Origin of the sequence: Cryobacterium sp., assembly GCF_025463825.1 — a bacterium.
In the GTDB taxonomy this organism is placed as follows: Bacteria; Actinomycetota; Actinomycetes; order Actinomycetales; family Microbacteriaceae; genus Cryobacterium.
Genome location: NZ_JAODBG010000132.1, coordinates 1 through 12,001, shown reverse-complemented (window position 1 = coordinate 12,001; position 12,001 = coordinate 1). Strand labels below are relative to the sequence as shown.

The following is a 12,001-nucleotide window of genomic DNA, read 5'->3' as shown; positions in this document are numbered from 1 at the left end:
GCGGCGGCCTTCGTCGCTGCCGCCCGGGCAGCCCCCGCCTTGGCGGCGGACTCGGACTTCGCGGCGGCAGCCTTTGCTGCGGCGGCCTTCGCCGCGGCCGGCCGGCCGGTGCTCAGCCGCTCCGAGGTGCTGGACGGACCACCTGATCCGGCCGACGGGATCGACCCGTCGTCAGCGATCGTCGCACCGGCGGCGGCAGCCTCTACGGCATCGGCGGTGTCCGCCGTCGGCGTGGTGGTGGCAGGCAGTCGCGTGGCCTTGGTGGCGGCGGGCTTGGCCGTGGCTTTCGCCGGCGTCTTGCGCGCAGCGGGAGTGCGGGTCACCGTGACCCGCGCGGCGGCAGTGACGGGTTCCGGGCGCGGTGCTTCCGACTGTGCGCCGTCCGACGGCGTCGCCGGGGCACCATCTGCCGCGCCGGCGGTAGCCACAGGCTTCTTCTTCGCGGGAGCACGGGTGCCGGTGGCACGCGGTGCGGCCAGCGCACGCGGGGCGCGAGTTGCGGGACGCACCGGCTTCGCCGGAACGGCGGCTTCGGGCTCCCCCGTCTCCGGGGTCTGGGTTGAGGCATCGGCTGACGTCGCGGCGTCGGCAGCGTCAACGGGCGGCGCGCCGATACGCGGCACGCTCGTGCGCGGCGCACGTTTCGCCGGCGTTTTACGGGGCGGCTTCGCAGCGCCGGTCGGCGCGGATGCGGCAGGTCGTGCAGGCTCATCGGGGCGGTCCGCGGAGGCGCCCGTCTCAGGGGCACTTCCCTCGCGTTCCGGCTCCGTATCGGGAACGGGCGCGACCGGGGTCTGCTCGTCGGGCTCGGAGTTCGGAGGCACTGGAGTCACCCAGCTAACCTACCAAGTACCGTCTGACCTCGCTGTCTCAGGAACGCCTTCGCCGCCGCATTTGCACGGATTTCGCCCACATGGTTCGGGGTCGGCCGGGACCCTGCCGAGCACCGACGAATCGTCACGATCCGGACACGCATTGTGGCATCTCTTCCCCCAGAACAAGGTATGCAGCTAGTCTGAGGTTGGCATAACGGAGTGTCTATACGTGAACTTAGGAGTGAACCGCAGGCAAACTCGGCTGTGACGCCAGTGCTCGAGCGGGGCCACCCAGATCTTTCTGAGGAGATATTCGTGACCACCCAGGTAGTAATACTTGCAGCAGGCATGGGCAGCCGCCTCGGCCGCTCGCTGCCCAAACCCTTGACCGAACTCAACGACGGCCGCACCATCATGCAGCAGCAGTTCGACAACATTGAGCATGCTTTCGGCAAGAAGACCAAGGTCACCATCGTCGTCGGCTACAAGCTCGAGCACATCATCGAGGCGTTCCCGCAAGCCTCCTTCGTGTACAACGAGCAGTACGACGTGACCAACACGTCCAAGAGCCTGCTCCGCGCCCTCCGCGCATCCGCGACCGGCGGCGTGCTCTGGATGAACGGTGACGTGGTCTTCGATCCCGCGATCCTCGACCGTGCCGCTTCGATGATGAAGCGCGACCAGTCGTTCGTCACGGTCAACACGTCCAAGGTGTCCGACGAAGAAGTCAAGTACACGACCAGCGCCGAGGGTTACATCAGGGAGCTCTCCAAGACCGTGAAGAACGGACTCGGCGAGGCCGTTGGCATCAACTACGTGTCGGCCGCCGACAAGGCCGTGCTGATCCATCACCTCAGCAAGGTCGACGACCAGGACTACTTCGAGCGCGGCATCGAGCTCGCCATCGAGAAGAACCGCATGCTCGTGGAGCCCGTCGACATCTCGGACTTCTACGCCGTCGAGGTCGACTTCGCCGAGGACCTCGAGCGCGCCAACCTCTTCGTCTGATCCCCCCGTTGCGGTCGGGCGCCGTTGCCGATGGCGCGGTGCCCTGATCCGCTCCCATACGATAGAGCGCGTGAGTAGTTACGCTCAGGTGCGTCCTGAACAGCGCACCCCGTTTGCGCGGTACCGTCATTCCCTGTGGCTGCTGACCCAGCGTGACCTGCGGGTACGGTATTCGACCTCGTTGCTCGGCTACTTCTGGTCGATCCTCGACCCCCTCGTGATGGCCGGCATCTACTGGTTCGTTTTCACCCAGATCTTCCAGCGCACCGTCGGCAACGAACCGTACATCGTCTTCCTGCTGGCTGCGCTGCTGCCCTGGATGTGGTTCAACGGCGCTATTTCCGACTGCACCAGGGCGTTCTTGCGGGAGGCCAAGCTCATCAGGTCCACCCGGATCCCCCGAACAATCTGGGTCAACCGCCTGGTCCTGTCCAAGGGCATCGAGTTCATCGCCGCCATCCCGGTGCTGATCATCTTTGCCGTCATCTCCGGCGCCGAAATCAACACGGATGCCGTGTTCTTCCCCCTGGCCATCCTGATCCAGGCCGTCCTCACCGCCGGTGTCGGCCTCATCGTTGCTCCCCTCGTCGTGTTCTTCCGCGACCTTGAGCGAGCGGTGAAGCTGGTGCTGCGCTTCCTGTTCTACGCATCCCCGATCATCTACGGAACCAGCGACCTGCCGGAGCAGCTGCACTTCTGGGCCGCCTTCAACCCACTCAGCGGAATCTTCAGCCTCTACCGTGCGGCGTTCTTCCCCGGCGAACTGGACTGGTTCGTCGTCGGTGTGAGCGCCGTCATGTCCCTGGCGTTCTTAGGGCTCGGCCTGCTGGTCTTCTCCCGCACCGAGCGCGCCGTGCTGAAGGAGATCTGATGAGTGACACCGTCATCTCCCTGCACGATGTCGGCATTCGGTTCCGACGCAACCGGCGCAGTCGCCGCAGTTTCAAGGACCTCTTCGCCGGCACCCGCCGCCGCACCCGCTCCGGCGAATTCTGGGCGCTGCAAAACGTGTCGTTCACGGTGCAGCGCGGCGAGGCCATCGGTGTCGTCGGCCGTAATGGCCAGGGCAAGTCCACCTTGCTCAAGCTGGTCACCGGGGTCGTGCTGCCCGACGAGGGCAGCGTCGATGTCATCGAGGGCGTCGCACCCCTGATCGAGATCACCGGCGGCTTCGTCGATGACCTCACTGTGCGCGACAACGTCTATCTCACCGCCGGACTGCACGGCATGACCCGCAAGCAGATCGATTCCCGGTTCGACGACATCATCGAGTTCGCCGAGATCGCCGACTTCATCGACACCCCGTACAAGCATCTCTCCAGCGGCATGAAAGTACGGATCGCTTTCGCGGTGATCTCCCGCCTGGAGGAGCCGATCATCCTCGTCGACGAGGTCCTCGCCGTCGGCGACAAGGCATTTCGGGAGAAGTGCTACCGCCGGATCGAGGAGCTGCTCGCGGGTGGCCGCACCCTGTTCTTCGTTTCGCACAACGAGCGCGACCTCCGCCGGTTCTGCGCCAGGGGGCTCTACCTCGACAAGGGCGAACTCGTCCTGGATGCCCCGATCAACGAGGTCCTGGCCCGGTACAACGCCGAATACGGCATCAAAAAGCTCTGAGACGTCGCCTGAGGTCGATTCGTCACGGAAGACGCACCTCCATCTCGCTGGGAATTACCTCAATCATGTTCAGTTTCGGACCGTAAACTCGTGCTTCTGCACTCGAGGAGGACCGCACCATGGCCAAGAAGCCCAAACCCCTGCTCTCGCCCACCGGTGGCGCGTCCAGCGGCGGCGCGCTGCCCGCAGGCGTCGTGACCGGTTTCGACCGGGTCATGGCGATCCAGCGTCCCGCCGTTCTCGCACACATCCGCGGCATCCGCCGGCGCCATCCCGAAGCGTCGCCGGAACAGCTTGTGCGCATTCTGGAGCGCCGCTACCTCGCCGCAGTCACCAGCGGCGGAGCTGCCGTGGGCGCCACGGCCGTGATCCCTGGCGTCGGAACCGGCGTCACCCTGGCCTTGTCCGGGGTGGAGACCGCCGGTTTCCTCGAGGCGACAGCCTTGTTCGCGCAGTCCGTCAGCGAAGTGCACGGAATCACGGTCGACGACCCGGAGCGCGCCCGCGCTCTGGTGATGACCATGATGCTCGGCCACGAGGGCTCCGACCTGGTTCGCCAGCTCGCCGGCCAGGTCACCGGCGGCGGCGTCGCCCGCACTGCGTACTGGGGTGAACTAGTCACCACGAGCCTGCCGCGCGCCATTATGGGCCCGCTGACCGACAAACTGAAGCGCACCTTCATCCGCCAGTTTGCCGCCAAGGGCGGCGCGAGCCTGCTCGGCAAGGCCGTGCCGTTCGGCATCGGCGCGGTCATCGGCGGCATGGGCAACCACATCCTCGGTAAGCGCGTCGTCAGTTCGTCCCGCCTCGCGTTCGGCCAGGCGCCCACCGTGTACCGCCTGGACCTCGAGCCGCACGGGCGAACCATCACCCTGCAGGACGGTGTGATGGTGCCCGGTAGTCGGATCAGCCGGTTGGGTCACGGAGCGCTGCGCGCCCTCCCCCGGCCGTTGCGGCGCCGTACCCCGGCCGAGCCGGAAGCCGCCACGACAGAACCCGGCTAGCCCAGGCCTGGCCAGCTCAGCCCCGGCTGGCTCAGACCCGGCTGGCTCAGCCCTGGCTGGCTCAGACCTCTTCGGTCTCGCTGACGTCTTCGATGAACTCGGCGAGGCCGTTGTCGTCGTCGGCGTGCAGGGCGGCGTACCGGTCCCACTCCGCCATCAGATTCTCGATCGCGGCGTGGAAACGAGCGGTGGGTGCTCCCGGCGTCGGGTCGCCGAAGTACTGTTCCACCCAGCCGCGGAGCCGCTCCTCGGCGGTTCCGTCGCTCGTGAGCGCGTCGAGAGTTTCTACGATGCCGACGGTGTCGCTCACATCCAACCATTCGCAGTCGGACAGGTATCCGCTGGTGTCGATGGCCGCGAGAGGGTTCGCGGGTCGGGTGACCATGAGCGGTTTACCCGACGCGAGCCTGTCGTAGACCATCGCTGAGATGTCGACGATCGCGACGTCGGCGGCCGACAGCTGCCAGCCCAGCTCCGGTCCGGTGTCGACGATGTGCTGGGCGCTCGCGTCACGGGCGTTCGCCGCGGTGATGGCCGCGATGATCTGCTTGTTGGCCAGGCCGTAAGCGTGATCGACGACGCCGCTACGGGGATGCGGCCGGTACACCACGCGGTGCCGCGGGCTCCGCAGCAGGGCCGTGATGAGGGGGACGCCGTGCGTGGCGATGGACCCGTACGCCGCGGCGGCGCGGTCGCCTTCCCAGGTGGGTGCGTAGAGCACGACGGTGCGGGAGTCGGGGGTGTACGGCAGCGCACCCGTGTAGTGGTCGGCCTGGGGCCGCCCGATCAGCACCGCCCGCTTGTCGAAGTCGTAGTCCCAGAGCACCTTGCCCAGTCGGGCCAGCGCCGCCTGTCCGGCGACGAACGAGTAGTCGTAGGCCTTGAACTGATTGGTGGTCATGTACATCTTGTCGCTCTCACCGTGGTTGATGAAAACGTGCCAGCGGCGCCCGTAGCGCATCATCTGGAAATTGCGTGAGTTCTGGTTGACGTACAGGACGATGCGAATGTCCTGCTCTGCGATCACCCGCTCCAGGTCGACCACCTTGCGCACGTATGCGACCGGGACCGGGCTCTCGTCGAGCATCTTCAGCGTGCCGCCGGCGGTGCGGCTCAGGACCACCACGGGCCAGGTCTCCGCGAGCTTCGCGAGCGGCTTGTACCACTGGCGCATTTGGTAGAGGTTGACCGGCCCATCCGCGAAGTACACGGCGATCTTGAAGTGCTGGGTGGGCAGTGAACCTCGCGCCGCGATACGGGCCAGCACCAGGCGCTGGGCCTTGCGTGCACTGAGCACATCCTTGACCAGCTTTGCCGCGAGTCGGACGTCCCTGCTGCTTACCACCGTTCCAGCCTACCGACCGGGCCTGCCCGGTGCTGTTGCCCACCCCGTGAAGAGGCGCAACGGTAGCGAATCGTTAGTTTTTCAGATCACCGGCGGTCGGCCCGCACGAGTCATCCGCCAGATCGTGCTGGTCTTCAGCGGGCGGCGTTGGCCGGGGTCGCTGGTCCAGCCCTCCCGCCAGCCGCGGAACCACGCGAACAACGCCGGACGGTTGCGGGCGCCGCGCAGCACCTGGATGATCGTCCAGGAACCGACGTAGAGCGGAATCAGCGGAGCCGGCAGGTTGCGCCGGGCAATCCACACCCGGTTGCGGGCGTTCAGCCGATAGAAGTCGGCGTGCCGGGTGGGCAGGATCACCGGGTGGTTGGCGACGAGGTTGCCGGCGTACCAGGTGCGCAGGCCCTGGTCCCACACCCGCCAGGCCAGCTCGATGCCCTCGTGCGCGTAGAAGAAGGGTTCGGCCCAGCCGCCGGTGGCGTCGAATACCCGCCGGGGCAGCAGGACTGCCCCCTCCCATACCGAGAAGACGGCGCTGGAGTGGCCGGCGTCGCCCTTGCGGATGCGTGGGATCCAGCGGCGCGGTGCGGTGAGCCCGGCCGGGTCGACGACCTGCGGCTGCAACAGGCCGATGCTGGGATCGGCGCGGAGGAGCGCGACGGCGTCGGCCAGGAACCGGGGGTCCGGCAGGCTCGCATCGTCGTCGAGGAAGAACAGGAATTCGCCGGTGACCTGTTCCACTCCGCGGTTGCGTCCGGCCGGGATACCCAGGTTGATGGGCAGGGCGAGCGGTGCGACACCGGCGGGCAGGCCGGTGGGTTGCCAGCCGTTGCCGACACAGACGATGTCGAGCTGCACGTCCTCCTGGGCGAGCAGGCTGCGGATGCCGCGCTCGAGGTCGTCGGGGCGACGCCCCTGGGTGAGCACGACCACGCCGATGGTGATCAAGGCCGGAGAGTGCGCTGCGGACATGGTGCGGCCGGGCCTCAGGAGCGTACGCGCTTGGACGCCATGATGGCCAGGAAGTGACCGACGAGGGCCAGGAAGGCGAGCGGAACGAGCACGGCCAGGAAGATCCGGTCGGTGGCGGGCTGGCCGAGGGCAAGGCCGATCACCGCGGCGACGAAGATCACCATGGTCATCTCCACCGAGTGGTACAGGCGGTGGAACGGCAGGAACCGGGCCAGGCGGCGCAGGGTGGCGACCAGGCCGGGCTGCGGGACTTTCTCGCCCTTGTTGTCAGCCAGCTTGGTGAGGCCGGCATTGGCGCGGGCCACATGGACCATGTCGTTGAGGGCCTTGTTGAGCACGATCAGCAGCGCCAGCGCCAGGCCCAGGGTGGTGAACAGGAAATCGGCGGGGGCCTCGAACGGGTAGGCCGCGGCCCGGATGCCCAGCGCGATGGGGATCAGGGCTTCTGTCGTGTAATGCCCGACCTTGTCGAGGAACACTCCGGCCGGTGAGGAGGTCCTGCGCCAGCGGGCGACTTCGCCGTCGCAGCAGTCGACAAGCATCTGCAGCTGCCCGAGAGCCAGGGCCAGCAGGGCGCCCCAGATGCCGGGAATCAGCAGTGCAGCCGCCGTCGACCAGCCGACGAGGATCATCAGACCCGTCACGCCGTTGGCCGAGATACGGGTCTTCAGAAGCATCCAGGTGAGGTACGGCGACAGGTCGCGCAGGTACAGCGAGGCCGTCCAGTGCTCGGCGTTCGCGCGCGACCGAACCTCTGGAGGTTGCGCGACCGCACGAAGCTCTGCGATTGAAGATGGCCGAGCCGTGTTGGGCGAACCAGACGTCATTGATGTCTTCCCGTATGTGCCGAGATGTTGGTGGTGAGCTTGAGGTAGCCAAGCAGGAACCCGACGCCCCAGCAGAAATGAATGCACGGCAAGACTACGAGAAACCAGAGCGCCACACGAATGCCGTCGGGCCGGGTCACCGTGAACGCGGCCGAGACGTCGATGATCAGGTAGGCCAGGGGCGCCAGGAAGCCCAGCACCAGCCAGCCGGGCCCGCCGAGGAGAACCTGGACCAGACCGACCACGCCCAGGATGGTGCCGATGAGCACGCCGAGCACCATCACGGGTGGAGCAAAGTAGCGCAGCCCGTTCGCGGCCGGGTACCGGCGGGCGAGCTCGCCGCGCCACAGGCCGGTGGAGAGCATCTGCCGAGCCAGCCTGGACAGGCTGGGCCGGGGGCGGTAGATGACCTTGAGCTGGGGGGTGAACCAGACCGATCCGCCGTGTTCGCGCAGGCGACGGTTGAGTTCCCAATCCTGGCCGCGCTTGATGCCCTCGTCGAACATTCCAACACGCAGCAGGCTGTCCCGGCGGAAGCAGCCGAGGTACACGGTCTCCGCCTCCCCCTCGGCGCCGCCGACGTGCAGCGGGGTGCCGCCCAGGCCGATGCGGGTGCCGTAGGCGCGGGCGACGGCCTGCTGGAACGGGGCGGTGCCCTGGGCATCCATGATGCCGCCGACGTTGTCCGCACCGGTGCGCTGCAGGGTCTCGACCGCGATGCGCGCATAGTTGCTCGGCAACACCGAGTGCGCGTCGACCCTGATCACCACGGGGTAACGGGACGCCCGAATGGCGATGTTGAGCCCGGCCGGCGTGGAGCCCACCTCGTTGGCGACGACGCGGATGCGCGGATCGACCGCCGCCATCTCTTCCACGAGCTCCGTGGTGCCGTCGATACTCGGGCCGAGGGCCAGGGTGACCTCGAAGGGGCCGTCATAGTCCTGCTCGAGCAGGCTCTGCACCGCGGCCCGCACATGGCTGGCCTCGTTGAGCACCGGCATGATGTATGAGACACCGATCAGCTCTGTGTCTGCGCTTTCCTGCACGGGGCGGGCCATCTTTCCACTCAATCGGTCAATCGCCTGAGCCTAGCAGCCGAGCCTTTTTCCTTGGCAGCGGCGCCCGGCAAACAGCACTGCGCCGCCGGTGCGAGACCGGCGGCGCAGTAGGAAGGAGCGTCGGAACGTTAGCTGGTGAGCTCTCCGACCGTGACGGTGACGGTGACGGACTTGCCGTCGCGCACGTAGGTGAGTTCAGCACTGTCACCGGCGGCGAGGGTACGCACCTGTGCGGTGAGGTCGGTGGCGTCGGTGATCGGCACGTCGTTGAAGTTCGTGACGACGTCGCCGGCCTTGAGGCCGGCTTCCTGGGCGGCTCCCCCGGACGACACCTCGCTGATCAGGGCACCGGCGGTGGCGCTGTCCGCGCTGCTGGCGCTGGTGACGCTGGCGCCGAGCAGGCCGTGCGAGGCGGAACCGGTCTTGATGATCTCATCGGAGACGCGCTTGGCGAGGTTGGCGGGAATCGAGAAGCCCACCCCGATGTTTCCCGCGGTGCTCGACGTGGAGTCGCCGCCGGCGTTGGCGATGGCGACGTTGATGCCGATCAGCTCGCCCTTGCTGTTGAGCAGGGCACCACCGGAGTTGCCGGGGTTGATCGCCGCATCCGTCTGGATGACCGAGAGCGAGATGCTGCTCTGGGTGGCCTGCGTGTCGGGAGTGCCGGGCAGGTCGTAGTTGAAGTAGTTGCCGTCGCCCTCATCCGGTGTGGTCTCGTCCGGCGTGGTCGGCGCTGCGGACGATGCCACGGTGATGCTTCGGTTGAGTGCGCTGACGATGCCGTTGGTGACGGTGCCGGACAGGCCGAGCGGGGCACCGATGGCAATGGCGGTGTCGCCCACGTTGAGCTCGCTGGAGTCCGCCCAGGTGATGGGGGTCAGGTTCGAGGCGTCGGTGATCTTGATCACGGCGAGGTCGGAGACCGGGTCGGTGCCCACCAGCGTGGCGGAGTAAAGCTTGCCGTCGCTGGCCTTGACCTGGATGGTGGCGTCTGACGTGGCGCCGTCGAGGGTGACGACGTGGGTGTTGGTGAGGACGTACCCGTCTTCACTCAGGATGACGCCGGAGCCGGTTCCCCCGGAGTCGCCCGAAGCGACCTCGATGGTGACGACACTCGGCGAGGCTTTCGCCGCGACAGCGGTGATCTCATTGACGCTGTCGGTGTTGTTGACCACGACGGTGCTGGGGCCCTCAGCCTGGCTGGCGGGAGTCCCGTCGCTCTGGCTGGAGACGACCATCGCCGTGACGCCGGCGCCGGAGGCGCCACCGACGAGAGCACCGATGGCGAGCGCGGCGATCAGGGCCACGCTGCCCTTACGGCGGTTGGGGTCCTTGGGCGCCTTCGGCCCGACGGTGGGCTGCGGGGCGTAGCCGTTAGCGTTCGCGTAGGCCTGCTGCTGCGCCGGGGTCGGGGCGTAAATCGGAGTTCTGCCGTCGGGGCCGGGAATGGGGCGACCGAACGCATCCGTGGCGTAGGCGGCGGGGGCCGGCTGGCCGTAGGGCTGGGTGGGCTGGGTGTATTGCGTAGCGGCGTGCGCGGCAGGGTGGGCGGCCGGAGCCGGTGACGGCGTAGTGGCGGCCTGCGCGGCGGCAGGCCCGTCGGTAGAACCGATGACCTCGGTCGCCTGGTTGTCTGCGGGGTGCGGAACACTCGGCTGCACGGCCGTGGTGTTGTCGGCTGTGACGTTGTCCGTGGGCCCCGTAGAGGCTTCACCCGACGAGTTCGCCTCGATTGGTGCGTTGTCCTGTGGCTGGTCCGGGGTCTTGCCCGGGTCCTGCGTGCTGTCGGTCATGGTGTGCTCCTTCCAAGCGAAATTAGCTTCTCGCCTGAAGCTGAACGTTTGATATGCGCACACTGGGAGCAGTCAATGATGTAGCCGTGACCTTGCCCGGGTCGCGCGACCGCAGAATTTCGGCGGCAGCACCATACTCGCACCGGCACCCGCCTCAGGGTCGCGGAAGCCAGACCAATTCCGTCATCGACAGCCCGGACCGTCGGCGTCGACCGAACACCCTTCGGCCACCAGGACGGTCCCGGCGCGGTCGGCGATCACCTGCATCGGGTCGGCGGCCACGCCCACGAGGCCCTCCACGCTGCGCCAGTCACCACCCGCGAAACGGTATTCCGCTGCGTACGACACGCTCAGGCCGATGCTGAAAGTGCCGGTGTTTTCATAAACGTGGCTGGTGCTGGTTTCTGAAAATTCCGGCAGCTCCTGAGCCGCCCAGGTCGCGCCCCCGGATGTCGATGTGCCGGAGCTGCCGTCGCCGTAGTCCCAGGTATAGCCCACGGGAGTGAATCGCACGTCGGCGGGGGCCCCGAGCAGGAGTCCGGAGCTCTGGTGCACAGTCGCCGAGGCGAAGAAGTTCGCGGGGATGCCGACCACGAGCCAGCCGTCCGGCTCCATGCCCTGCACAGGCTCGTCGGCCTCGATGCTCACGAGGTCGCTGACCCGAACCACCAGGGCCGGATCGCACGGGGTCTGTGGCGCACACGCGGGAGCCGCCGGATCAGCGGGCAGCACAACGGGTACCCGTCGCGGCGGCTGATTCGGTCCGCTTGCCGCGTCGCCACGGTCCACCGCCACTGCCCCCGGAACCCAGCTGACACCGTCCGGCAACAGGTCGCCGCCACCGCCGCCATCTCCGGCGCCGTCACCAGCACCGCGATCCCCACCGCCATCGCTCCCTGGCGTGACCTCTTCCCAGCCCACGCTAACATCGACCCCACCGTCCCCGACGAGAGCCTCGGCCTCCGGACACTCACCGCTCGCGGCCTCCCACGCACCGCACCCGCGGCTCGCTCCCGTTGCTGGGTTCAACGCGAGTCCAAAAGAAGAGACTGAAATCACGGCGATGAGCAGAAGTTGTCTCCATCCCATATCCGCGTCCTTTCCACGAGGAGTTGCTGGTCGTCCTTATCGAAGGCAAAAGCGACCTCGAGCGGAAGCCGATCGACACGACTATCCGACAACACGCTTTCGCCAGATATGTCTAGGACATCTGTGGCTGAGACGTCGAGGCATACGTACGCAGTCAGTGATCCTGACGACAGCTCGGCGGACTGCATGGTGAACTTGTCATAACTCAGTTCACCGACGCCAACTGTCCCAGCCTCTGCCATTCCTTCGAGGGAACGAATCTCCGTTTCGAGCGCTTCGCCGGTCGATACGTCAGACATACGACGTGCATCTGCTCCGCCATCATGTGCGACGACACTCGACAACTTGAGGTAGTTGGCGTACGCCGCGGTCGCCGCGGCGAGCGCCTCCTCGTCTGACGCGAAGACCGGGGTGGGCGTCGGCGGGCTCGAAGTCGGCGCGGACGTCGCCGCCTCGGCACAACCCGCAAGGGGTAG

11 protein-coding genes and 1 pseudogene are annotated in these 12,001 nt (G+C 67.2%); 4 read left to right on the top strand and 8 right to left on the bottom strand.

Going from position 1 to position 12,001, the window contains the following annotated elements:
• A pseudogene (locus tag JWP54_RS16330) lies at positions 1-428 on the bottom strand (hypothetical protein); the annotation flags it as partial.
• Between the two features lie 702 nt (positions 429-1,130).
• On the opposite strand from JWP54_RS16330, the gene JWP54_RS16325 reads away from it, so the two are divergent.
• The 4 genes from JWP54_RS16325 (at position 1,131) to JWP54_RS16310 (ending at position 4,444) form a co-directional block, all read left to right on the top strand.
• Positions 1,131-1,823, top strand: a complete 693-nt coding sequence (locus JWP54_RS16325) for a phosphocholine cytidylyltransferase family protein (RefSeq protein WP_297374147.1) — start codon at positions 1,131-1,133, stop codon at positions 1,821-1,823.
• A 70-nt stretch (positions 1,824-1,893) separates the two neighbouring features.
• Entirely contained in the window at positions 1,894-2,694 is an 801-nt protein-coding gene (locus tag JWP54_RS16320; RefSeq protein WP_297374144.1) for an ABC transporter permease, read from the top strand.
• Complete coding sequence (locus tag JWP54_RS16315; protein WP_297374141.1) at positions 2,694-3,440, top strand: ABC transporter ATP-binding protein; 747 nt, start codon at positions 2,694-2,696, stop codon at positions 3,438-3,440. Before JWP54_RS16320 ends, JWP54_RS16315 begins: the two co-directional genes overlap by 1 nt.
• A 119-nt stretch (positions 3,441-3,559) precedes the next feature.
• Entirely contained in the window at positions 3,560-4,444 is an 885-nt protein-coding gene (locus tag JWP54_RS16310; protein WP_297374137.1) for a hypothetical protein, read from the top strand.
• A gap of 61 nt (positions 4,445-4,505) precedes the next feature.
• Here JWP54_RS16310 and JWP54_RS16305 read toward each other — a convergent pair whose 3' ends face one another.
• The 7 genes from JWP54_RS16305 to JWP54_RS16275 all read right to left on the bottom strand — a co-directional run.
• Positions 4,506-5,789 (bottom strand): hypothetical protein, encoded by a 1,284-nt coding sequence (locus JWP54_RS16305; protein ID WP_297374135.1) that lies wholly within the window; start codon positions 5,787-5,789, stop codon positions 4,506-4,508.
• An 81-nt stretch (positions 5,790-5,870) separates the two neighbouring features.
• A complete protein-coding gene (locus JWP54_RS16300) occupies positions 5,871-6,758 on the bottom strand; it encodes a glycosyltransferase (RefSeq protein ID WP_297374132.1) in 888 nt (295 codons plus the stop codon).
• A 14-nt stretch (positions 6,759-6,772) separates the two neighbouring features.
• Complete coding sequence (locus tag JWP54_RS16295; RefSeq protein ID WP_297374129.1) at positions 6,773-7,585, bottom strand: CDP-alcohol phosphatidyltransferase family protein; 813 nt, start codon at positions 7,583-7,585, stop codon at positions 6,773-6,775.
• Complete coding sequence (locus tag JWP54_RS16290) at positions 7,582-8,643, bottom strand: glycosyltransferase family 2 protein (RefSeq protein WP_297374126.1); 1,062 nt, start codon at positions 8,641-8,643, stop codon at positions 7,582-7,584. Before JWP54_RS16290 ends, JWP54_RS16295 begins: the two co-directional genes overlap by 4 nt.
• Before the next feature lie 128 nt (positions 8,644-8,771).
• Complete coding sequence (locus tag JWP54_RS16285) at positions 8,772-10,436, bottom strand: trypsin-like peptidase domain-containing protein (protein WP_297374124.1); 1,665 nt, start codon at positions 10,434-10,436, stop codon at positions 8,772-8,774.
• A gap of 183 nt (positions 10,437-10,619) precedes the next feature.
• Positions 10,620-11,357, bottom strand: coding sequence for a hypothetical protein (locus tag JWP54_RS16280; RefSeq protein WP_297374122.1), 738 nt, complete (start codon positions 11,355-11,357; stop codon positions 10,620-10,622).
• Between the two features lie 134 nt (positions 11,358-11,491).
• A partial coding sequence (locus JWP54_RS16275; protein WP_297374120.1) for a hypothetical protein occupies positions 11,492-12,001 on the bottom strand: 510 nt, incomplete at its 5' end.

What these genes read in the sequence shown, in the direction of transcription:
- JWP54_RS16315 (WP_297374141.1), top strand. Translation starts at nt 2,694, where the DNA reads ATGAGTGACACCGTCATCTCCCTGCACGATGTCGGCATTCGGTTCCGA.
- JWP54_RS16295 (WP_297374129.1), bottom strand. Translation starts at nt 7,585, where the DNA reads ATGACGTCTGGTTCGCCCAACACGGCTCGGCCATCTTCAATCGCAGAG.
- JWP54_RS16310 (WP_297374137.1), top strand. Translation starts at nt 3,560, where the DNA reads ATGGCCAAGAAGCCCAAACCCCTGCTCTCGCCCACCGGTGGCGCGTCC.
- JWP54_RS16300 (WP_297374132.1), bottom strand. Translation starts at nt 6,758, where the DNA reads ATGTCCGCAGCGCACTCTCCGGCCTTGATCACCATCGGCGTGGTCGTG.
- JWP54_RS16290 (WP_297374126.1), bottom strand. Translation starts at nt 8,643, where the DNA reads ATGGCCCGCCCCGTGCAGGAAAGCGCAGACACAGAGCTGATCGGTGTC.
- JWP54_RS16285 (WP_297374124.1), bottom strand. Translation starts at nt 10,436, where the DNA reads ATGACCGACAGCACGCAGGACCCGGGCAAGACCCCGGACCAGCCACAG.